Annotated in this window: 21 protein-coding genes, 1 tRNA gene and 1 pseudogene; 11 read left to right on the top strand and 12 right to left on the bottom strand. The window is 56.1% G+C overall.

The annotated features are described in order from the left end of the window. Nucleotides 1-125: 125 nt before the first annotated feature. A complete protein-coding gene (ung, locus tag AC0J41_RS04975) occupies nucleotides 126-818 on the bottom strand; it encodes a uracil-DNA glycosylase (protein ID WP_007963257.1) in 693 nt (230 codons plus the stop codon). Nucleotides 819-951: 133 nt separating this feature from the next. Here ung and AC0J41_RS04970 point away from each other — a divergent pair, with 133 nt between their 5' ends. Further along, a complete protein-coding gene (locus AC0J41_RS04970) occupies nucleotides 952-2,064 on the top strand; it encodes an enoyl-CoA hydratase/isomerase family protein (protein ID WP_473014739.1) in 1,113 nt (370 codons plus the stop codon). A gap of 59 nt (nucleotides 2,065-2,123) precedes the next feature. Here the strand turns inward: AC0J41_RS04970 and AC0J41_RS04965 are convergent, their stop codons facing one another. The 5 genes from AC0J41_RS04965 to AC0J41_RS04945 form a co-directional block, all read right to left on the bottom strand. Continuing rightward, entirely contained in the window at nucleotides 2,124-7,694 is a 5,571-nt protein-coding gene (locus AC0J41_RS04965) for a calcium-binding protein (RefSeq protein WP_473014737.1), read from the bottom strand. A gap of 2 nt (nucleotides 7,695-7,696) precedes the next feature. After that, a complete protein-coding gene (locus AC0J41_RS04960; protein WP_473014736.1) occupies nucleotides 7,697-8,557 on the bottom strand; it encodes a hypothetical protein in 861 nt (286 codons plus the stop codon). Nucleotides 8,558-8,593: 36 nt separating this feature from the next. Then, nucleotides 8,594-9,856 (bottom strand): glycosyltransferase family 4 protein, encoded by a 1,263-nt coding sequence (locus AC0J41_RS04955; protein WP_473014734.1) that lies wholly within the window; start codon nucleotides 9,854-9,856, stop codon nucleotides 8,594-8,596. 149 nt (nucleotides 9,857-10,005) lie between these two features. Next, a complete protein-coding gene (locus AC0J41_RS04950; protein ID WP_025110683.1) occupies nucleotides 10,006-10,404 on the bottom strand; it encodes a hypothetical protein in 399 nt (132 codons plus the stop codon). Between the two features lie 179 nt (nucleotides 10,405-10,583). After that, the gene (locus tag AC0J41_RS04945; RefSeq protein WP_025110684.1) at nucleotides 10,584-10,847 is read right to left on the bottom strand and encodes a hypothetical protein; all 264 of its coding nucleotides are present in this window, start codon (nucleotides 10,845-10,847) and stop codon (nucleotides 10,584-10,586) included. A 239-nt stretch (nucleotides 10,848-11,086) separates the two neighbouring features. On the opposite strand from AC0J41_RS04945, the gene AC0J41_RS04940 reads away from it, so the two are divergent. The 7 genes and pseudogenes from AC0J41_RS04940 to AC0J41_RS04910 all read left to right on the top strand — a co-directional run bounded on the left by AC0J41_RS04940 (nucleotide 11,087) and on the right by AC0J41_RS04910 (nucleotide 16,203). Further along, a complete protein-coding gene (locus tag AC0J41_RS04940; protein WP_473014733.1) occupies nucleotides 11,087-12,574 on the top strand; it encodes a sensor domain-containing diguanylate cyclase in 1,488 nt (495 codons plus the stop codon). Continuing rightward, complete coding sequence (locus AC0J41_RS04935; protein ID WP_473014732.1) at nucleotides 12,567-12,797, top strand: cysteine-rich CWC family protein; 231 nt, start codon at nucleotides 12,567-12,569, stop codon at nucleotides 12,795-12,797. The genes AC0J41_RS04940 and AC0J41_RS04935 overlap by 8 nt, the downstream gene beginning before the upstream one ends. A 33-nt stretch (nucleotides 12,798-12,830) precedes the next feature. Next, nucleotides 12,831-13,523 (top strand): pseudouridine synthase, encoded by a 693-nt coding sequence (locus AC0J41_RS04930; protein ID WP_473014731.1) that lies wholly within the window; start codon nucleotides 12,831-12,833, stop codon nucleotides 13,521-13,523. A 316-nt stretch (nucleotides 13,524-13,839) separates the two neighbouring features. Then, nucleotides 13,840-14,724: an alpha/beta fold hydrolase gene (locus AC0J41_RS04925; protein ID WP_025110688.1), complete on the top strand. Its 885-nt coding sequence runs from the start codon at nucleotides 13,840-13,842 to the stop codon at nucleotides 14,722-14,724. A gap of 158 nt (nucleotides 14,725-14,882) precedes the next feature. After that, nucleotides 14,883-14,956: transfer RNA gene (locus AC0J41_RS04920), tRNA-Gly, on the top strand. Nucleotides 14,957-15,134: 178 nt separating this feature from the next. Next, nucleotides 15,135-15,322: pseudogene (locus tag AC0J41_RS04915) on the top strand (type II toxin-antitoxin system HicB family antitoxin); the annotation flags it as partial. A 152-nt stretch (nucleotides 15,323-15,474) separates the two neighbouring features. Continuing rightward, nucleotides 15,475-16,203 carry a class I SAM-dependent methyltransferase gene (locus AC0J41_RS04910; protein ID WP_473014730.1) on the top strand — a complete coding sequence of 243 codons (729 nt, stop codon included), beginning with the start codon at nucleotides 15,475-15,477 and terminating at the stop codon, nucleotides 16,201-16,203. 136 nt (nucleotides 16,204-16,339) lie between these two features. On the opposite strand, the gene tam is transcribed toward AC0J41_RS04910, so the two are convergent. After that, nucleotides 16,340-17,110 (bottom strand): trans-aconitate 2-methyltransferase, encoded by a 771-nt coding sequence (tam, locus tag AC0J41_RS04905; protein ID WP_473014728.1) that lies wholly within the window; start codon nucleotides 17,108-17,110, stop codon nucleotides 16,340-16,342. A gap of 374 nt (nucleotides 17,111-17,484) precedes the next feature. On the opposite strand from tam, the gene AC0J41_RS04900 reads away from it, so the two are divergent. From AC0J41_RS04900 to AC0J41_RS04890, 3 genes are all read left to right on the top strand, one after another. Further along, complete coding sequence (locus tag AC0J41_RS04900; protein WP_473014726.1) at nucleotides 17,485-17,988, top strand: inclusion body family protein; 504 nt, start codon at nucleotides 17,485-17,487, stop codon at nucleotides 17,986-17,988. 128 nt (nucleotides 17,989-18,116) lie between these two features. Then, nucleotides 18,117-18,656, top strand: a complete 540-nt coding sequence (locus AC0J41_RS04895) for an AidA/PixA family protein (RefSeq protein WP_473015972.1) — start codon at nucleotides 18,117-18,119, stop codon at nucleotides 18,654-18,656. 120 nt (nucleotides 18,657-18,776) lie between these two features. After that, a complete protein-coding gene (locus tag AC0J41_RS04890; RefSeq protein WP_025110695.1) occupies nucleotides 18,777-19,187 on the top strand; it encodes a low affinity iron permease family protein in 411 nt (136 codons plus the stop codon). A 129-nt stretch (nucleotides 19,188-19,316) separates the two neighbouring features. Here the strand turns inward: AC0J41_RS04890 and AC0J41_RS04885 are convergent, their stop codons facing one another. The 5 genes from AC0J41_RS04885 to fos all read right to left on the bottom strand — a co-directional run bounded on the left by AC0J41_RS04885 (nucleotide 19,317) and on the right by fos (nucleotide 22,733). Further along, nucleotides 19,317-19,835 carry a DUF4142 domain-containing protein gene (locus AC0J41_RS04885; RefSeq protein ID WP_025110696.1) on the bottom strand — a complete coding sequence of 173 codons (519 nt, stop codon included), beginning with the start codon at nucleotides 19,833-19,835 and terminating at the stop codon, nucleotides 19,317-19,319. Nucleotides 19,836-19,909: 74 nt separating this feature from the next. Further along, entirely contained in the window at nucleotides 19,910-20,068 is a 159-nt protein-coding gene (locus AC0J41_RS04880) for a KGG domain-containing protein (RefSeq protein ID WP_003222499.1), read from the bottom strand. Between the two features lie 118 nt (nucleotides 20,069-20,186). Beyond that, nucleotides 20,187-21,536: a sensor domain-containing protein gene (locus AC0J41_RS04875; protein WP_473014725.1), complete on the bottom strand. Its 1,350-nt coding sequence runs from the start codon at nucleotides 21,534-21,536 to the stop codon at nucleotides 20,187-20,189. Nucleotides 21,537-21,616: 80 nt separating this feature from the next. Further along, entirely contained in the window at nucleotides 21,617-22,255 is a 639-nt protein-coding gene (locus tag AC0J41_RS04870; RefSeq protein ID WP_025110698.1) for a LysE family translocator, read from the bottom strand. Between the two features lie 61 nt (nucleotides 22,256-22,316). Next, the gene (fos, locus tag AC0J41_RS04865; RefSeq protein ID WP_473014724.1) at nucleotides 22,317-22,733 is read right to left on the bottom strand and encodes a fosfomycin resistance glutathione transferase; all 417 of its coding nucleotides are present in this window, start codon (nucleotides 22,731-22,733) and stop codon (nucleotides 22,317-22,319) included.

The raw sequence follows: 22,733 nt of genomic DNA, 5'->3' as shown, positions 1-22,733 counted from the left end.
CCGCGTCGCTCTTTTCGCGAGCAGGCTCGCTCCCACAGGGTTTTGGAGTGTTCACATAATCTGTGGCACCCACAAGAATCTGTGGGAGCGGGCTTGCTCGCGAAGGGGCCGGCCCGGCCAGCCAGTCAAACTGGCGGCAGACGCCACTCGATCGGCGCTTCGCCATTCTGCTCCAGAAACTTGTTGGTCCGGCTGAAATGCCCACACCCCAGGAATCCCCGATACGCCGACAACGGCGACGGGTGCACCGAGGTCAGCACCAAGTGCTTGGTTGCATCGATCAGCTTCTGCTTGCTCTGCGCATGCGCGCCCCACAGCATGAACACCAGATGCGGCTGCCGCTCGCTGACCAGTTCAATGATCCGGTCGGTGAAGAACTGCCAGCCCTTGTCCTTGTGCGCGTTGGCATTGGCACGCTCGACCGTCATGGTGGTGTTGAGCATCAACACGCCCTGATCAGCCCAGCTCTGCAAATAGCCGTGGTTGGGGATGTCGATGTTCAGGTCGCGTTTCAACTCTTTATAAATGTTGACCAGCGACGGCGGCGCCGGCACGCCCGGCTGCACCGAGAAGCACAAGCCATGGGCCTGGCCCGGGCCGTGATACGGGTCCTGACCGAGGATGACGACTTTCACCTTGTCCAGCGGCGTGGAGTTCAGCGCATTGAAAATCAGTGGGCCTGGGGGATAGATTTCCTTGCCGGCCGCCCGCTCCTGTTGCAGGAAGTTGCGCAACTCTGCCATGTAGGGCTGGTCGAACTCAGCACGCAGTGCCTCCTTCCAGCTCGGTTCGAGTTTGATACGGTCGTCAGCAGTCATGGTTACATCCGGCGAAAACAATTGGGGCGAACCCTAGGAAACCCGCCCATGCTTGTCAATTGATCTGACGCAGATCCGGCACTTTCCCACACAGCGATCATACTGATCGTTCAAATTCCCGATCGAGGTCACGATGAATCTGCACTTCGAAGAACTTACCGGCACCGATGGCGCCCGCCTCGGGGTCGCCAGCCTGGACGCTGAAAAGTCGCTCAATGCGCTGTCCTTGCCGATGATCAACGCCCTGAGCGACAAACTGAACGCCTGGGCCAAGGATCCGCAAATCGTCTGCGTATTGCTGCGCGGCAACGGCGCCAAGGCATTCTGCGCCGGTGGCGAAGTGCGCAGCCTGGTGGAAGCCTGCCGCGCCCACCCCGGCGAAGTCCCGCCACTGGCCGCGCAATTTTTCGCCGCGGAATACCGACTGGACTACAGCCTGCACACCTACCCCAAACCGCTGATCTGCTGGGGCCACGGTTATGTGCTCGGCGGCGGCATGGGCCTGTTGCAAGGCGCCAGCACGCGGATCGTCACTCCGAGCAGCCGCCTGGCGATGCCGGAGATCACTATTGGTTTGTATCCGGATGTTGGCGCCAGTTGGTTTCTGTCGCGACTACCGGGCAAGCTTGGGCTGTTCCTTGGTTTGACCGGCGCGCACATGAACGCTCGTGATGCGATTGATCTGGATCTGGCCGACCGCTTCCTCCTCGATGAACAGCAACCGGAGTTGATTGAAGGCCTGCTGCAACTCAACTGGCAGGAACAGACCGACATGCAGCTCAACAGTCTGCTCAAGGCCCTGCAACAGGAAGCCGTTGGGCAAATGCCCGAGGCGCAGTGGCTGCCACGCCGTCAGCCGATCGACGAACTGCTCGACGTCAGCGATGTGACATGCGCCTGGAAAGCCATCAGCCTGCAACGCGACAGCAGCGACCCGCTGATCGCCCGCGCCGCGAAAACCCTGAGTGACGGCTCACCGCTGACCGCACACCTGGTCTGGGAACAGATCCTGCGCGCCCGCTATCTGTCACTGGCCGAAGTCTTCCAGATGGAATACACCCTGAGCCTCAATTGCTGCCGCCATCCGGAATTCAGCGAAGGGGTGCGGGCGCGGCTGATCGACAAGGACCAGAAACCGCACTGGCATTGGCCGGACATCAACAACATCCCGGACGCGGTGGTCGAGGCGCATTTTCACAAGGTGTGGGAAGGTAGGCATCCGCTGGCGGATCTGACGCAGTACTAAATTTTCCATGTTCCTGCGATGGCGGCCTCTGGCCCCTATCGCGGGCAACCTGACTGGCGTTATCGCAACTCGGGATTCAACTGGTAAAAATTGATGATTTCCACCGTTGCCTGCAGCGCTTCCGCATCATTTTTTTTCAGAATATCCTCTACGTCCCTCAGCGGTGGAAGCGGATGCAGCAACTCAACGAATTGGTCCGCAGAATAGTCTTGAGTAGATTTATCTTCTCTTGTGACCCTGATGAAACTGATAGCAGCATCACCGCCCAGAAAGTGGTTGGACACCCGGATCTTTGGAGACACGCCGTAATTCACAACAATGACCAGATCATCTCGTTCACGGTGAAATTTGATCTGATGAATAGACAGTCCGAACGCTGAAAAGTCGACACCATCAATGCCGCCACCGGTATTAACAATCAAATCTCTCCCGAGCCCATCATATTTATAAATATCATTGCCAGCACTGCCGGATAGCGTGTCATTTCCTGCACCACCCACCAGCACGTCATCATCGGCATCGCCAGTAATTAAATCATCACCCTGCATTCCGCGTATTTCTCCCGCGCCACTCAGAGTGTCATTACCATTACCACCCACGAGTGGGAGCGCTTGACTCTCTCTAAACGATTGGGCGCGTGCCGTGCCAGTAATGAGTACGCCTTGATGATAAGTATCCGGGGCAGGACCCAACTGACTTGTTTCCAATAGATGCTTCAAACTGACGCTTGAACCATCAGCAAACCTTATCAACTCGATACCAGATCCACCAAAATCGCCTGCACCCGGTAAAACAATGCGAACCTGCTGGGAGTCACCCCATTTGATATCGAGGGTCGAATACAGCATCTGTGCCCGAGGCGGATGGCGAGAGGCATCGCGCGGCGGATCAGGTGCCAGCTCAATATTTACTGCTTCGATCAACGTCGCCCCCCAACTTAATTGCAGCGCCTCCCGCTGCGCGTCATCAGGAAGAATGACGGTATCTTCATCGACCAACCCATACTCATCCCTCCATCCGGTAACACCCACCTCAGGGCGGTGAAAAACAGGACTCAGAACATCCGCGATAATAGTTGTCGCTCCAGCATGCGCTTGCACAATGTAGGTATCAGCGCCATTTTCACCGTAAAGCCAATCAACCCCTGAACCACTGATTAAATAATCAGCGCCTTCGGATCCCAGCAACGTATCGTTGCCTGCGCCAGCCGACAGAACAGCACCGGGGAACCGGTCATTCACTGATCCATAATCAAGCAACGAGCGTGCATAAGTGACTATCAGGTCATTGCCCGTACCACCGTGAAATACATTCCCGACTTCGAGGTTTACTCGCCCGCCGGCATCATCACCCTGGACAGTTTTATGCTTGACCGTTTCAGTCATAACATTCTGGCGAAACTCTTTACGGACAGTTTCACCAGAGCCGAAGCTTCCTGCCGAATAGATGTACCAACCCTCAATCGCGCCTGACTCCTTTCTATCCTCTACGATTACATCTCCCGCTTTAAACGAAAATCCGCTGCCAGAACCAGACCGATAATAATATGGTTTATTAACAGATGAAGAGATTGCTCCTTCTGCCTTTACATGTCTAAAAGTGCTCTGGGATGTAGAGCTTGTCTGCCTATCGCTATACACGGCACGGCCAGATACCGAGCCCATCCATTGTGGCGTATCAGACAAGGCTCCGTTCTCGATACTCTCTTCAATCAAGTCAGTATCAGCGATGTAACCCGCATCAGTGCTTACTATGTGACTTCTGACCCAGACGCCCTGATCATTTAGAGTAAAACCCGCCGCCCGCCTGCGTGCCGAACGTTTCCCTTGAATGTCTGCAAGGAATCTTCCCGTCCCAAAAACGCCACTATCAACTTTCGCACCATGCCCTTCACTGGCAACATCAATGGCTGTCTGAACCGACGTACCTGCCAAGTCTCTGGATTCACTTGTGCCGCCTATCTCCCCTTGGTCCACCACCCCCTCCGTGACTGTCGGGACGATCACCACTACCGGAACAAGTGTCTTCTTGATGACATCCTGGTAACTCAGGACTGCGCCATTACTGAAACTGAAAGTTGAGCCCTGCCACTTCTCCTGATTTTTGATCAGAATGGCGTCACCTGCTCCGTTCGACAATCGCAATACCGGGCCTATTTCAATCTCAAGAATTTCAGCTTTCAGGTTCTCCGCAGAAAACCCGGTTCCAAATTTCATGACATTATTGCCACCGGCGTCGGCGATAACATCAAGCCCGTCACCGGCTCCGAAATAGTAAATGTCATCCCCGCCCAGGGCCTCCAGGTGATCATTGCCGGCTCCGCCATCGAACACATTATTTCCTGCATCACCGCGTAGAAAATCCGCACCCTCACCGCCGAATAATGTGTCGTCCCCACCGCCGCCAAGCAATGTATCGTTGCCTGAACCACCGTCCAGATAATCTGCGCCATGTTCGGCCTCAGGCGTTTGCTCGTAGTCGCCAGATATCAAGTCATCGCCAGCACCGCCCAGAAGCGTGTCGGCGCCTAAACCACCCCAAAGCGTGTCGTTTCCTGCATCACCTCCAACGTAGTCATCGTTGGTTCCACCGGACTGCAGGTTTGGCTCGTCGCCATCAAGAGCATCGGCCCCCGGGCCGCCTATCAATGTGTCACAGCCGCCTAATCCACGAAGCGTATCGTCCCCCCAACCGCCATCGAGCAGATCATCACCGTGGTAACGAATCGGATGGTCGTGGTAATCGCCAACCAACTCGTCGTTACCAGCGCCACCAAACAGCAAATCATCAGCACCACCGCCCCAGAGTGTGTCGTCTCCTGGACCACCATCCAGAAAATCACGTCCGAAGAAATCGGCCGCGTCACCCGCTACACCATCCAATACCTCGTCATCACCCTTCAGGACATCGTTGCCGGGACCGCCATACAGCACGTCACTGCCAGCGTTCCCGGCAAGAGCATCATCGCCACTGCCCCCCTCCAGCAGATCGTTGCCGTGGTGTTTGCTTTGCAGTCCTCCACCCCAATCAAGATTGTCTCCCAGTAATGTGTCGTTGCCGCTTCCGCCAACTAAGGTGTCGCTGCCTTCTCCGCCGTATAGATGATCATCCTCAGTTCCGCCGTCAATAAGATCCGCGCCCCAGCCACCCTTGATAAAGTCTCTTCCGCCCTGGCCGTACAGTACGTCATCATCTCCCTCCGATGGATTGCTCAACGAGGCCTTGGAAAGCACGGCACGGTGACTGGTGACACTGCCTGCTATGGGAACGTCGATCTGCTTGAAACTCCAACCCTGCTCCAACGCTCCAGTCGCTTCATCACCGGATAACATGTCGTCACCTGCTCCTCCAACCAACGTGTCTCGCCCGTTCCCACCGAGCAGCACATCTTGGGAAGCGGTACCGACAAGAAGATCATCACCCTCTCCTCCATCTAACCAGTCACCACGGTTTGTTTTCCCTTTAGCTATATCAGCCATCGCTTTTTCCAGGGTCGTCTGCTTGTCCCCAAATAAAAGGTCGCTTCCAGCTTTGCCGAATATTCGATCAGAACCACCGAGCCCAAGAATGACGTCATTCTTGGGCGATCCGTAAAGTACGTCAGACTTGTTCCGGTGTTTTACCTTGGGCAATAGCGCTGCATTGCCCAAGTCATCATAAGAGGGCTGATCACCCGGCACATCCGGATCGCTATCTTTCGCTTTCCAGTCACCTTGAACAACCAAATCGGCGGCAGAACAGGATTGTGCTTCGTAATCCGGGAGCACTATGCCCAACATCCCGGGCCTGTAGTGCTTTACGACAATCAGATCGCTCCGGCCGTATTTGATGTTCAGCGTGCTCTCAACGAGTTCTTCGATGAGCGTCAACGTTATGGCTTGATCTTCCGTAAACCACGTATTGCTTAGAGGCGCGCTGCGTTTAAGGGCGGGAATCGGAAGGTCGTTTATCAACAACTGACCATCAGCATTTGAATCGAAAATCTCATCGATTCCGTCACCGCTGGCAAACTCGTACCGGTCATTCCCATGGCCACCCGTCAGAGAATCATTGCCCCTGCCGCCGTTCAAAACATCATCACCCCCCATCCCGTATAGCGCGTCATTGCCGTCGCCACCGCTTAACGAGTCGTTGCCGCGAGCACCTTCGATAACGTCGTTACCCGCCAGTCCATTGATCGAATCATTGCCTGCGCCGCCATATAGATGATCGGCATTTGTCGTGCCACCGAAAGATCGCCCTCCGTCATCACCGAACATCACCAACGGGTTAGATACGCCAGTCGTCATGGGTGCCTGTTTCCCCGAGGCGAGATCGGTTAAGGAAAACTTCTGTAGTGTGTTTTTTCCGAATGAGCCATGGGTTCTGGAAATCAACCGGGCCAACATTTCTGCGCGATCAGAAATCCACTGTTCGGTAATAAAACCTTCGCCAGTGATGGGGTCATAAAGCTCCAGCTCGCGACCGGGGAACCCGTCATCTCGCTCTATGACTATTTCACTTAGCTGTTTAAGCGAGTTTCGTAATGCTTGGCCGATTGGCGTTGCTTGGCTGGCTTGCTTTGTCCACGCGGTGACGCTGCCGTACTCTCCAATGGTCTTGGTAACGATGCTTTGGGATTGAGTCGGTGTAAACGCTGAGAAAAATGCGTACGCGTTGGTCGCTAGCGTTTCCTCCGTGGTGGGCGCGGCATTAGAGTCGCCGTCGTATGTTCGCCTGAACATGTCAAAAAAAGCATTTACGCCATATCGCAATATCAGATCAACGATGGGCGAAACAGGTGTGCCTTTCACCACGTACTGAATTAATGGATTAGTGTTCCCACTGGCCATTGCAATTTTTATTTGCTCAGGCACTACCGAAAACACGCTCTCAAGCACATTGAGACCAAAGTTATTGATCGCTGCGCGAAGGCCGACACTGTATGAATCGATGGCAAATAGAATATTCTTGAAATCATCTAACCTATTAACTTTAGCCAGTTCATGACTGCCTTTTATTTCTGAGCTGGGGTCTCCTGCGGAAATTAATCTCCAGGTTTCATATGGGGGTTTTCCACCTAACAGGCTGAACCCGATTGTTCCTGACCAACCAGCGTTACGGCTTGTAGCGGTATCGTCTTCGCCATTTTCATCATGAAATAAGACTTTTCCAATGGCGCTCGCATCAATGGCGGCTATCTGACTGATTGAAGGTACGGTCCAAGGAGCCAGATCGTCTTTAGCTGAACCGTACAGCAGCGTGTTCATAAAGTTTACAGCAACCTGATTAGAGGACTCTTGCATCCTTGCTTCAGTAAATCTTTTATCTAGTCTAAGCTCGCCCTGCCGCAGGGTGTAGGCGCGAATCAATGCAGAGTAAGCACCTTGCCCGCCGTTGGCGTCAATCGCAACATCGAGCCAAAGTTTGGCACTCTTAAAAATATTTATTACATCGCTGTCAAAAGCAACATTACCGGAAATCTTTTCGCCAATAACATCAGATAAACACTGATAAAAGGAAGCGCAGCTTCTCCCTTCTTCCGCCAAAGCTATAAACTTCTCATCACGCTGGGTAAACCGCATTCCAGCACAAGAGTTCGCGACCTTCAAAATTAATGCTCTTTCTAAACCATCATAAATATAGCTCATAGTTACTTCCCTGTAATTATGGAACGTGACAGATATTCGCTGACAAATTTTAGTGCTTCAGGAGCGCCACGCAACGAACGAGTACTTAAGCTGACGCGTCCATCCCCACCTGAGAAATCAAAACTGTAGAGTTCGACCGTGCAGCGGGTCTGCAACTCGCCAAAATCCAAATTCTCTAATTGCTCTTTATTAAGCTTCAACAAGTCTTGCCTACCCAAACCCGCTGCTTTAACCCTGTCACCAGGATAATTCAAACCATCACAACTTATCGTCCGAGGTGTTCCGTCATGTCGCCGCCAGTTATGCATAACGAATGTTGTAATGAGAAAATCATTTTTTGAACTAGGTGGAGAAGCGTCAAGCCAAAGCTCTAACCCCGGATATTTTTTAAGTTTCACAATCAAATCATCCGGCCAATCAACATGCCGTCCACCCATCGTATGCGGCTCAGCGCGCTCCTTCCGGGTGTAGAGTCTGGCAGCAACCTGGAAATACCCCCAATTGGAAGGCTTTTCTATCCCGCTCAACTCATACTCCGTACGAAGTTCGGTTCCCGTCCACCAAAACGAACCCTCAAGAACATCGGCAATACATGACCCGTCACTCTTCAAAGTCGATCCGAAATAAAAACCGGGTATCCGAGTCCGATCAAGCAAGCTCCCGCCCCGGATAGGAACCTGCTCCATACCCGCCAGTTTTTTACTGCAGTCCCCTTGTTCCTTTTGATAAATCGCCCTGCGCTCTGCCGCCGCCTCCCATTCAATATAAAAATCCACCACCCAATAGCACACCAAAAGAACCAGACCATATTTAAGTAATGATTTACACCGCCTAAAGGCTTCCTTGCGAGAAATCTTAAGCATTTCAAATCTCCATTTTTAAATGACGAAAAACTCTAGTTAGAACCGACCAGCCATCGCATCTTCAAACACCTGAAAGTACCCCTTCAGGCCAGCACTGACATCAAAGCTGCTTGCCGTTAGCCGTGCAGCTTTTCTGACATGCTCAAAATCACTGGGACAACTTAGAACTCTGCATACGCTGGCCGCTATTGATTCAATCTGGAAAAAGTCGGCAAGAACCCCATTACGTCCGTGAACAACAACTTCCTTCACCGGAGCTGTATCAGAAGCGACTACCACACAGCCAGACGCCATAGCCTCCAACAAGGACCACGACAAAACGAACGGATACGTCAAGTAAACGTGCACTGTTGAAACGTTCAGAACAGCTCTATATTTCTGGTAAGGTAGTTTCCCTGTGAAATGCACATTGGAAACATCGCAACTCACCTCCGACAACATCCGTTCTCGCCAACTCTTATACCCAACAGGCCCACGCCCATAGCTGACTTCATCTCCGCCAACGATAACTATTTGTGAGGCTGGACACTCAGCCTGAATACAGGAAATGGATCTCATAAAAATATGGAACCCACGATAGGGTTCGAGGTTTCTCGCAACGTACGTCACTATTGGCTGGCACGCCTTAATCACACACCCACTGGGTAGTCTTACAGACTCAACCGTCTCATCATGGGATGCTTGAATAACGCCCTCATGAATGACACGAATTTTAGACTGATAAATTTTCGGAAAAAGATCACGTTGCCATCGCGTAGGCGCAATTCCAATATCACACTGATCAAGATTCAAGAGATGCATTGAGTTCAATACTCTGAGTCTTGACGAAGCGTCCGGCGCATTTGGAAATTCAGGATCAAAATCAGAGTCCGCACCCTGCGCTCGATAATAATATTCACAGAAGTGAATCAGCGGCACGTCCGGGTATACGTCTTTGGCGAATAGCGTTTCACCCCACCCGGGATGAGCAAGGATAATATCGGGTCGATAGCCTTCTTGCTTGAGTTGCTTCAACAACCAAAAAACACTTTGCCCATCCAACACAGCCGTTTCATATGAACGTAAATAGGCATGCCCATCATTAAACCCTTTTATTAAAGAATGATAATGAAGCAATTTCACCCCAACCATACCCGGAGCTGTATCACGCCCAATTGCAAGCACGTTGAAACGTCTCCGCAGCGCCTCCATTGCAACATGGCGAAACTGGCCGGGAAAATTCTGATGAACAATAAGTAAATTCATACCTGAAAAAACATCCGTGTTTGTGCAGCTCCAAAAATTGAAGTCTTCCAACATCAATAGGCGTATACAAACGCTAACAAACATTCAGAAATAAAACTGTAGGAGGCTTCCGAGAACGTCCTAGGAGATGGAGCAAGCCACACCATTTTCCGCAGGCACAAAAAAAGCGGCGCTCAATGCGCCGCTTTTTTGTTTGCGGATGATTACCAGCGACCGCCTCGGCCGCCGTGGTCACCCCGATTACCGTGATGATCACGCCCGCCCCGGTCGCGGTCCCAACCACCACCGCGGTGGCCGTCCCAGCGCCCGCGGTCATTGTCGTGCCAACGACGGCTCTCGTAGTAGCGCGGCGCTGGCTGGTAGTAACGCGGCGCCGAGTAGTAACGCGGAGCCGGTTGATAGTAACGCGGGGCCGCCTGGTAATAGCGCGGGGCCGAGTAATAGGTGCTGCCACCGCTGTAGTAAGTGCCGCCAGTGTTGTAGTAGGCCGGTGCGGGTGAGGTGTAGACCTGCGAACTGTAATAACTGTCTGCGTAGGAATATGGAGCGCAACCGGCAACGGAAAACATCATCGCAGCAAGTAGAAGAATTCGTCGATACATGGCGGCCTCCTGGACCGCGGGTAGCCGCACCAGCGACGCTGGCAGGCATCAGTCGTTTATTCGGTGACTGACGAATTATCTGACAGCGTTTTCCGAATCTGGTGCGTTTCAGCAACAAGTTGAAACAAGTGATTCATGAAATCCTGTTCATTTGGAAAACGCTGTCATTCAGCCGGTGATCAGTGGTGCCCACCGTGATATCCGCCGCCGTGATATCCGCGCCCGTAGCCGCCGCGATAGCCGTAGCCACCGTAGTAATAGCGGGCGCCGCCGTAGTAACGCGGCCCGTAATAGCCGCTGTAGTAGTAAGGCGAGTAGTAGCCGGGATAGTAATAAGTGGCGGGATAAGCGTCGTAAGGACCGGCGTAGTAATAACAACCGGACAAGCCCAGACCGAGCACGGCGCCCAGCAGCACGCGACGCAACCGTTTTGAAATACTCATGACGGCCTCCTGAAAGACCCACGGCCGCAGCAGCGCAGCCGACACAAGTTTTGACTGTCTGGGTTGGGGCAAGTGCCGGGCTCGCGCAGGCTTCAGATCAGCGGTGTCACTCAGACCAAAAATCCCCTGTGGGATGTCCAGAAATACAGGAACGACCATTCGCGCCGCGCATGGAGCAGTTATTTCCCGGCAGTGCCACTAGAATGCTGCCATCGGCTTATCTGCCTACGGAATCGCCCATGCCGCACAGATCTGCGCTGTACACGCAACGCTCGCTGGTTCTGACACTGGTCGCCCTGCTCGGCGCCGGCTTCCTGGCCACTTCGTTGCTCAGCTATTACGCCTCACGGGCGTCGATCCGCGACAGCATCATCAACACCGAACTGCCGCTGACGTCCGACACGGTCTACTCGGAAATCCAGAAAGACCTCGTCAGACCGATCCTGATTTCCTCAATGATGTCGCGCGACACCTTCATGCGTGACTGGGTGGTAAACGGTGAAAAAGACCCGCTGCAGATGACCCGTTACCTCGACGAGGTCATGACCCACTACGGCGCCTACACCGCGTTCTTCGTCTCCAACAGCAGCCACACTTACTACCACGCCAAGGGTGTGCTCAAGCAGGTGAAGATCGATGAGCCGCGCGATGCCTGGTACTTTCGCGTGCGAGACATGAAAGACCCGTACGAGATCAACGTCGACCCGGACCTCGCCAACAAGGACAACCTGACGTTCTTCATCAACTACAAGGTCTACGACTACAACAACCGCTTCATTGGCGCCGCCGGCGTGGGCCTGACGGTGGACGCGGTGATCAAGCTGATCGACAAATACCAACAACGCTATCAACGCAGCGTGTACTTCGTCGACACCTTCGGCCGGTTGGTATTGACCGGTGCCGAGGGCGGGCCGCAAGGCGCGCCGATCGGTCAGAGCCTCGGCGAACTCGAGAGCATGAAGGGTCTGGTCAGTCAGTTACCCAAACCGCACAGCGGCAGCTACGAATATTCCGCTCACGGTCAGGGGCATTTCCTCAACGTGCGGTTTATTCCGGAGTTGAACTGGTACCTGTTCGTCGACAAGCGCGAAGACGGTGCGCTCAGTGACATTCGTCAGTCGCTGTACCTGAACCTGCTGATCTGCCTGTTGGTGACGCTGGGCGTGCTGGCCCTGCTCAATCGCGTGATCCGCCGTTACCAACGCAAGATCCAGGCGCAGGCCACCCTCGACAGCCTCACCGAATTGCCCAACCGCCGTGGTTTCGACCTGCTCGCCGCACAAGCCCTGCACGAAGCGCAACGCGAGCCGAAACCGTTGACTGCGCTGTTACTCGACCTGGATCACTTCAAGACTTTGAACGATACCTACGGACACATGGCCGGTGATCAGGTGCTGATCGGTTTCGCCCGGGATCTGCAAAGCTGCCTGCGCCACTCCGACATAGTCTGCCGTTGGGGCGGTGAGGAATTTATCGTGTTGCTGAAGGACACCGATGGCAACACCGGTCAGAAGATTGCCGAGAAGATCCGTCAGCACGTCGAACAACACGAATATGCCTACGATGGCCACAGCCTGAGTCTGACCGTGAGCATCGGTGCCACCACCCTGCAAGCAGATGACACCTTGCACACCCTGCTGTCCCGGGCCGATCATGCGATGTACCGGGCCAAGCAAACCGGCCGTAACCGTACTTGCGTGGAAATGCCTCACTCGACTTATGCCTGACACCGACGCTAAACCCGACCTCTGCCCCGCCTGCGGCGCCCGCAATGACTGCAGCCTGGCCGACCCGCGAACCGCCGACCGAGCCTGCTGGTGTTATGGCGTGAGCATCGATCCGGCAGTGCTCGAAGCGCTGCCTGCGACACTGCGCGACAAATCCTGCCTGTGCCCGCGCTGTGCTCAGGTCGAAGCGCAACTGCAAGCAGCAGCGCGGCCGATCCCGTAAGATGCGCGCCCCGACTTTCATCGATACCTGACCATGCGCGTCGACCGTTTCCTCAGCAACCTGCCCCGCTACAACCGTCAGCAGGTTCGCCTGTTGCTGGTTGAAAAGCGCGTGCGGATCGACGGAAAAGTCGTCAGCGACCCGCACAGCGAAGTGCTGGAATTCAGCCGCGTCGAAGTCGACGAAGAAATCCTGCAGCTCGGCAAACCGGCGCGCTACTTCATGTTGCACAAGCCGCCGGGGTGCGTCAGCGCCACACGGGATCCGCAGCATCCGACCGTGCTCGACCTGATCGATGAACCGGACAAGGACGACCTGCATATTGCCGGTCGCCTGGACTTCAACACCACCGGGCTGATGCTGATCACCAACGATGGCACCTGGTCGCGACGCCTGACCCAACCGCAGACCAAACTGCCGAAGGTCTATTACGTCGAGACCGAACAGGAGATCGGGGCGCAATATGCGATCACGTTTGCCGAAGGCATCTACTTCGCCTTCGAAGACCTGACCACGCAACCGGCGCAACTTGAAGTGCTCGCGCCAAGGGCGGCGCGCCTGAGCATCGTCGAGGGCCGTTACCATCAGGTGAAGCGCATGTTCGGCCACTTCAACAATAAAGTGCTGCACCTGCACCGTGAGTCGATGGGGCCGCTGCAGCTCGATGACGCGCTAAAACCGGGCGAGTACCGCGCTTTGCGCACCGAAGAGATCCATTTGTTCTAAGCCGGCGACCGCTCAGCAGAAGTTGTCGAACAATTTACCAACGGCACTTGCGCGATCCCTTCCCCACTGCTTGAATCAGGACGTCGGCCAAATTGTGACCGATGAGTCACACCATACATCCAAGAAACTTTTTGCCGGTCGCAAGCCCCTTGGGCTTCGCCTCAGCCGGCAGACTGCCCGCCAATAACAACACCCGTCGACCGCAGTCATGGATCGACATGGGCCAAGCAAATTCCAGGCGTATGCCTACCTGTCACAAAGCTCGTGCAATCTCTATTTGCGCGCATACCCGCTTGCTTGCCAGGAGTCTTATGACATGAGGCCAGAAATCGCTGTGCTGGATATACAGGGTCAGTATCGGGTTTACACGGAGTTCTATCGCGCAGACGCCGCAGAGAAGACCATCATCCTGGTCAACGGCTCGATGGCCACGACTGCGTCGTTTGCACAGACTGTGAAAAACCTGCACCCGCAATTCAACGTGGTTTGCTACGACCAACCCTACGCGGGCAGGTCAAAAGTCCACAACCGCCACGAGAAACATCTGACGAAGGAAGTCGAAGGGCAGATCCTCCTGGAGCTGATCGACCACTTCGGCGCCGAACACGTGCTGTCGTTTTCCTGGGGCGGCGCGGCCACCCTGGTAGCCCTCGCCCAGCAGCCACGGCGCATCGAAAAAGCCGTGATCAGCTCGTTCTCGCCGGTGATCAACGCGCACATGCTTGATTACCTGGAGCGCGGTGTCGATTACCTCGGCCAGCGCGATGGCGACCGCGTCGGGCACCTGGTCAACAACACCATCGGCAAACACCTGCCGTCACTGTTCAAGCGCTTCAATTATCGTCACGTCAGCAGCCTGGCCGAGCACGAATACGGGCAGATGCACTTCCACATCAGTGACGTACTGCACAGCGATCGCCAGTGCTATTTGAATGCGGCGAAGAAGATCAATGTGCCGGTGCTGTTCCTCAACGGCGAATGGGATGAATACACCGCCGCCGAAGACGCACGGATATTCGGCAACCACGTAGCGCACAGTACTTTCACCACGTTGCAGGCCACCGGGCACTTCCTCGACATGGAACACAAGGCCGCGTGCCGCGATAGCCAGAACGCCCTGCTCGGTTTCCTGAAACCGTCTCGGCAGCCGAGTCGAACGCGTTACTCGTTCGTTCAGGATCACCATGCACTGGCCATTTGAAAAAGTGTCGTCGCGAGCGAGTCTCCGGGGCTGAAAACCAGCATCGATTACCCTGCAGATTCGCCCGCGAATGACCGTTTTCCTCGCTGTAACGCGCTGCGAGTAAAAGAAAAACTTCAAATCCGCGCCCGACTCTGGTACAAAGTCAGCCGCTCTGAGCGGGTATAGTTTAGTGGCAAAACGAAAGCTTCCCAAGCTTTAGTTGAGGGTTCGATTCCCTCTACCCGCTCCACTCAATTTGGTCTCACGTTGTGCTTATGACGGGAGATGCAGACACAAAAAACCGGCCTTGATGGTCGGTTTTTTTGTGTCTGGGATTTACTCACATTGGCTCGTAAAGGCCTGCCCCCCCATCATCTCAACTCCACGCCCGTGCCTGGACTGACTCTTGCCATCGAGCAACACAAAGGGTGGAAGTACCGGATATTCCCGGCTGTTTTTCCGCCGGCGATGATCTTGATGATGCCGTCTTGATGATGCCGTCGCGACGCTGCCCGGCTATCTGCTCAACCGCATTGATGAATACGTGCTTCATCACCCGGAAGAGAAGAGCCATTCGGGGTTTATGGCGCCGGCGGCGTTGAAGGTCTGCAGGAAGGTTGAATGCAAAACCGGCTGTCCGCTAGCATTTGCCCATCTCCCACCACCCTCCCCTGCGCGGCCATCGACGAATACGCGTTTTCACTTTCGAGGGACTCCATGGCGCGGCCACTGTGCTGCTGCTGACTGAACTCAAAAGAGTACTTCTCCATGACGCAAAACATTTACGACGATCCCGGATTTTTCCACGGTTACAGCCAGATGAACCGCTCCATCGGCGGTCTTGATGCCGCGCCGGAGTGGCCGGCGCTCAAGGCGCTGCTGCCCTCGATGGACGACTTGAATGTGGTCGACCTCGGCTGCGGGTATGGCTGGTTCTGCCGCTGGGCCAGTGAACATGGCGCCGCCAATGTGCTGGGGCTGGATGTCTCGGAAAAGATGCTCGAACGCGCGCGCGACACCACCACCGCTGCGAACATTCGCTACGAGCGCGCCGACCTTGAGCATCTCGACTTGCCGGCCTGCAGTTTCGATATGGCCTACAGTTCGCTGGCGCTGCACTACATCAAGGATCTGCCTGGACTGTTCACTCATCTGTACGCGGCGCTGAAGCCCGGTTCGCACTTTGTGTTTTCCATTGAGCATCCGATCTTCATGGCCCCGCGCACGCCGGGTTGGCTGATAGACAGCGACGGCCACAAGCGCTGGCCGCTGGACAGTTATCAGCTGGAGGGCGAGCGGGTGACTCACTGGCTGGCCGAGGGAGTGATCAAGCAGCACCGCACGATTGGCACGCTGTTGAATTCACTGATTGAGGCTGGGTTCACTATTCGCCACGTCAACGAATGGGGCCCGAGCGATGCTGAAGTGGCAGCACAACCGGCGCTGGCTGAAGAGCGGGAACGGCCGATGATGATGTTGGTGGCGGTGCAACGCTGAAAGCCCCTCTCCCAGAGGGAGAGGGGACTGACCGGGTTGTTTTCGGGGAGCTGCGCCGACGTGGAAGTTCGAGTCGAACTCAGGATTTGAAAAGCTTGCACATCTCCCTTTGGGTGAGGGGATTTCAAGTCAAGCCTCAGCGAGTCGCGACGATGAACAGCCGTGGAAACGGCAACAGCACCGAACCATCAGACAACGCTGGATACGCCTCGGCAACCGCCGCCAGATACTGCTGCAGATATTGCGCCCGCTCGTCTTCGGTCAGCGGGTTCAGAAACGGAATCAAGCCACTGCCCTTGAACCATTCCACCACGCCCGCCGCGCCACCCGCCAATTGATGGTGATAGGTAGTGCGCCACACATCGACCCGCGAACAGTGCGGACGCAACATCGAGAAGTAATCGCTGGCACTCGCCATCTCGGTGCGCTGCCCGGCGGCGCCAGCCAGTTTGGCGGCCCATGGGCCGTTGGCGGCGACTTCGCGCATCAGCCGATGGGAAGGCTCGTTGAGATTGTCCGGCATCTGGATCGCCAGGCTGCCGCCCGGGGACAGTTTATCGGCCAGTGCCGGCAACAGCGTCGCGTGATCCGGCAGCCACTGCAGCACGGCGTTGGCGAAGATCACATCAAACGGACCGGCATCAGCCCAACGGTCGATCTCGGCCACCTCGAACTGTAACTGCGGCAAGCGCTTGCGCGCGGCATCAATCATGTCCGGCGAGCTGTCCAGGCCGCTGACCCGAGCCTGTTCAAAACGCTGCACCAACAGCTCGGTGGAGTTACCCGGGCCACAACCGATATCGACCACCGATCCGGCCTGGACCGTGGGAATCGCCGCCAGCAGATCGCGGGCCGGGCGGGTGCGTTCATCTTCGAAAGCGACGTATTGTTTGGCGGACCAACTCATTGCGTTCTCCTGTCGGGACATTCCAGCGGTTCGTCACGATACAGGCAGCCCGGTGAGCTGTTCCAGAGCGACTCATTGCAAACGGTGTCCGCCGACGCCCTGCTTATCGCCAATTCGTCGATCCCTATGCATTTTGCGACCGTCCGTCGAGCCAAACACAAGCGTTTTTGACAGCTAAAAAATCCTACCTATAGTCAATTTGCGGCAATCGGAAGGAACCCGATTACATCCAGTTTCGTGCAAGGAGCACGGCCTGCTCATCTCTCGTGACCGGTGGGTTCCCCCAGTAGTGTGCTCGCAAAAGCCGTACGGCAAGCAAGCATCGTCGTGCCTGGATTGCAGTCCGACGTTCACTATGAAAAAGGAGCCTCACCATGTCTCGAGTTACGGATATCCTGGTTTCCATCGACACTGAAACCATTTTGAAAAAGTATCCAAACATCAGCAAGGATCCGAAGAATCCAACGTTGATCGACTGGCATCATGTGTACATGGTCACCAATCAGGATAACGTCGTCAGTGGTCAGGCCGGTGGCGAACTGGACCTCAAGGCGCAAGTCGGCGACCTGATCCGCTGGCGTGAAACCAGCCTGTCGCAGAGTTTCGAACAGGCGGTGATTTTCTACAAATTCATCGGTAACGCAGGGGCCGATCTGATCTCCCCACCCTCGCCGCGCAAGGCCAGCGCCTGCGTTGCGGTGCCGAACACCAGCAATCCGTCCGTGCCAAGCTGCCAGAAAGTCGATAACCATTACTGGTCATCCGAGACCCTGGGTTGTGGCCGTGTGACCTATCACTTCCACTTCCTGATCGTCGATCGCAACTGCCAGATCATCGGCTGCTGCTCGTGGGATCCGTTCATTTCCATTCACAACTGACGATGTACCGGGCCCCTTGGCAACGAGGGGCTCCACCGATCCGATGCCGCCGCCCCGGCCGGAACAGGATGTCTTGCCTTGACCGAAGCGGCCGCCAGTTTGTAGCGACGTCATGAAAGGAATCCATGATGACTTCCGAACCGATCCCGTCCCCTTCATCTGCCGTCACCACCGCACAGAATGTGTTGCTGATCGTCGATGCCGAATCTCTGCTTTCGCGCTATCCGACACCCAGCCAGGACCCGGCGAACCCGACGGAAATTCCCGATGGACTGATCTTTTTCAGCACAAGCAGCAAATCAAAAAAAATAGTTACAAATGACAGCACTACTAAAGTCATTGTCGAGATGGGCCGTGACATCCATTTTCGTGCAAGAAGCGTCAGCCTGATCGCCGAGCACAGCGTGGTTGCCTACCGCATGACCGCCGACAACAGCAGCGTTCTTACCGCTCCCCAACTGGAAGTACACACCGGCCTTACCGTCCCTGCGCCCAACCCTGAATCTCCGTCCGTGCCAGGCAGTCGCAAAGCGGACGACCACTTCTGGACATGCACCCCTAAAGCACCCGGCACCACCCAGTGCGAATTGGGGTTCATGCTGGTCAACCAGCAGTGTGAAGTGGCGGGATACTTTCAGTGGCAGGTTGGAGTTGAACTGACGTCCTGAGCGTATGCCTGTCGAAGCCGGTCGCAAGACCGGCTTTTCAGGGGCACGCCTGCAATAAACAGAATTTTCGCTACGCCGTCACTGTCTGAACTTCAGGCAATCCCAATAAGGAACACGGCAATGAAATTCGCGAAGATTTCCCAGACCTTGGCACTGTGGGCCGGTAGCCCGAAAACCTTCATGGGGGCGTTGGTCCTGATTTTTCTCTGGGGACTGAGTGGGCCGTTTTTCCATTTCAACGACACTTGGCAACTGATCATCAACACCTCGACCACGATCATCACGTTTCTGATGGTGTTTCTGATCCAGAACACACAGAACCGCGACACCGACATCCTGCACCTGAAGCTCGATGAGTTGTTGCGTGTGAACAAGGAAGCGCAGAACGCGATGCTCGGGCTGGAATCGCTGGACCTCAAGCAGCTGGAGGCGCTACGCAAGCATTACCGCAGCCTGGGGGAAAGCGAGGTGTTCAACCTCGACGGGTTGGGGGAAAAGAGCAAACCGAAGCAGGATCTGAATGACTGCTAGTCACGGGGCAGGCATGCCGTAAATGGGGCGAGGGAGCGTGCTCCCGCGGGGTCGCGAAGCGGCTATGAGAAGGCCAACTGCGCAGCCCGGCGCGAGCAAGCTGCCTCGCCACAGGAAATCAAACCCTGATCAGCGGCTGGCCTGCAGCGCCCGGGCCATTTCCAGATGGTTTTGCAGCTTCGGCAGGGTCTCGTCGGCAAATGCCTTGATCTCCGGCACGTCGGTGGTTTGCGCCTCCTCCTGAATCTGCTGGATGGCTTCTTCAGTGGCTTTCACCTGACTCGCGGCGTAGGCCTGATCGAAGGTTTCACCGTCCTTGACCTGAGGGATCATGGTTTTGGCCTTGTCGGCGATTTCTTCACGGGGAGCGATCGGCAGGTCGAGTTTTTTCGCGATCTTCGCCAGATGCTGGTTGGCCGTGGTGCGGTCATTGATGACCACGATGGTGTAGTCCTTGACCTCTTTGGATTCGGACTTCTGATGGGCCAGACGACTGGCTTCGATGTCGGCCATGCCTTTGGCCGAAGCATCGTTGATGAAATCGGCAGGCGACTGGGCAGCGGCGCCGCTGGCGAACGCACTGCTGGCGAACAGTCCCAACAACGTGACAAAACTGAAACGACGTACCTGGGTGGCCATCCGGCTCATGGTCGCGCCCTCCTTCTCTTCAAATTCAAGCGGGAGCTTGCGCCCCCGCCTCTCAATCAAAACGACCTTACCGACTACTTCGACTTCTGAGCAGGCTTGCGGCCCATTTCAGTTTTCGCAGGCTCTTTGTCGACCGTCGTAGTGGTGGTTTTCCCACCTTTGCGACCGGCTTCAGACGCCTTCGTTCGATCGTTGGCAAAGTTTCCCGAGTTCGAGTTTCTTGAATTAGGCATGATTCTCTTCCTCTTGGTGTTGATCGTTGGCGAGCAGGTGCCCGCCTAGATTGAGAATTGCCAGACCGATAAAGGTTTAGAAAAGTTGCCCGCGCCGCGACGAACGGCGCGGCATGTTTCAGATGTCCACCGTCCGATGATTGAGGCGTTTGGCGGCGTACATCGCTTGGTCCGCATGCCGAAACAGTTGCTGTTCCTCGCTGCCATGCTCGGGATAGCGGGCCACGCCGATACTTGGCTCGATGTGCAGGTTGTGGCCGTCCAGGCGCATCGGCTGGACCAGCACCTGTCGGATCTTTGCGGCCACGCTGTCGGCATCTTCGGCCGCTTGCACGCTGTGCAACAGCACGACGAATTCGTCACCACCAATACGCGCCACGGTATCGGTATCGCGCACGCAGCCCTTGAGCCGATTCGCCACCGTTTGCAACAACATGTCGCCGACCGCGTGCCCGAAAGTGTCGTTGACCTGCTTGAAGCGATCCAGATCGACGTACAGCAGCGCCATGTTGCCCGAGACCTCGCGGGCGCCAGCCAGCGCAGCCTTGAGCCGGTCTTTCAGCAGTTCGCGATTGGGCAACTGAGTCAACTGATCGTACTGCGCCATGCGCCGCAACCGCGCGTGCAACTGCTGGCGTTCGATGGCGGTGGCGACCTGGGCGCAGACGTATTGCAGCAGTTCCTTGTCCTGTTCGGTGTAACGCTCACCACCCGGCAGGCTTTTGACGATCAGCGCGCCGATGGTGCCGTTTTTCGAGTTCAGCGGCACGCCGAGCCAGCACGGTGAGTCCTGCCCGGCCACCAGTGCGGCGAAATCAGGCGGTGAATCGGGGCTATCAGGTGTCAGCAGAATCGGCTGGCCGCTGCGGATGACTTCCGCACACAGGCGTCCGGTGACAGTGCCCGGTTGCTCGGGCTGCAATTCGTGATCGTCGACGTGATAAGGAAAATTCAGCTGCGCGCAGTGTTCGTCGTACAGCGCCACGGAGAAGTTCAGCGCCGGCAACCACTCGCCGATGATCAGGTGAATACGCTTGAACAGCGCCAGCAGGTCTTCGGCGACGTGCGCCGCTTCGGAAATCGCATACAACGCCGCCTGTCGCGATTCGGCCTGCTTGCGCTCGGTGATGTCGCGGGCCACGGCGATGCGCAGCTGATCGACCTCGGACCAACGCGCCGACCACAGAATGTGCGCGATGCGGCCGTCCTTGCGCACGTAGCGGTTTTCAAAGTTGTGCTTGGGTTCGCCGCCCATGATGTCGTGGGCCGCTGCAAGGGTGCGCTGACGGTCGGCCGGGTGCACCAGCTCGATCATCGGCTGGCCGATCAACTCGTCTGGCGTGTAACCAAAAATGCGCTCGCAGGCGGCGCTGACAAAAACGAAACGGCCCTGCTTGTCCACTGCACAGACGGCGTCCAGCAACAGGTCCATATAACTCGCCAGCGGCGCGGAATTTCGGCTTTCCATGATTCAGCGTGGGTGTCCGGGCAATGCAGCAATGATCCACCATCCCTGACCCTTTTGATCGTGCATCCATGCTTCCGGCGTCAAGCCTTGTTCGGCAGCAATCCCGGCAGCGCATGCACCAGCGCATTGATCGCAAAACCGATGAACATCACACCACAGAGACGGGTGATCATCAGTTCATGACGTTGATACAGCGTGCGCACCCGCCGGGCACCGACAACGCCAATCAGAATAGCGTAGGCCAGCAAACCGCCGAAAAAGCTCAAGGCGATCAGCGCTGGCAGCATCGACCAGTTGAGCAGTTCGGCGCGGCTCGACAGCAGCGCGGTAAACGTCGCGACCGCCACCGGGTAAGCCTTGGGATTGGTCAGGCCGAACAGGATGCCGTGCCAGAACGGCTGACGCGCCGCGCCCTGGGGCTGATCATCGCTGCGCCGTTTGGCCCGCACTGCACGCCAGCCGAGCCAGAACAGGTACAAACCGCTGAGCACGCCGAGCACATCAAACGCGGTACTGCCGATTTCCCGGGCGCCGACAATCGCAATCAACGCGGTACTGCACCAGACCACATCACCGAGCAGGTGCCCACAGAGAAAACCTGCCCCGGCCCGCCGCCCGTGCGCCGCGCCGATGCCGAACACCGCCAGCACGCCCGGCCCCGGCGTGATGCCATAGATAAAACCCGAGGCCAGAACGGCCATAAGCAACGATGGAGTCATGGAAAACCTGCAAGGCGCCAGTACACGTGGTGGCCAGTCTATATCAGGCCAATGTGTCTGTTCACGACTCGTCGTAAAAACGCATGCCGGCGTACGGTTTCAACCGACACGCGGCCAGTCGCGATGCCAGACCGCCAACGTGGGCTTCGAGCTTGTGCCCGTCCGGGTCCAGGAAGTAGAACGACGCACCTTCGCTGCGGTTGTCGCGCCATTCCCGCACGTTGACCGTTTTCAGCTTTTGCACGAACGGCAGGAAATCCGCCTGATCAAGGCTGAATGCGTAATGGGTGTAGTCGACGGATGGCTCGCCAGCGCGCTGCGCGTCCAGCGACAGGCACAACCACAGCCCCGGCAACGACAGATAGGCACCGGTGTCCCACGAGGCCTCGACGCGCAGATTCAGCACCTCGCGGTAGAACGCCAGGCTGCGGGGCAAGTCGCTGACGGCGAGGGTCAGGTGGTTGAGGCCGGTGAGCAT

The organism is Pseudomonas sp. Arb-4-2C (genome assembly GCF_055755015.1).
Note: the sequence above shows the minus strand (reverse complement) of the source record. Positions and strands in the feature narration are given on the sequence as shown.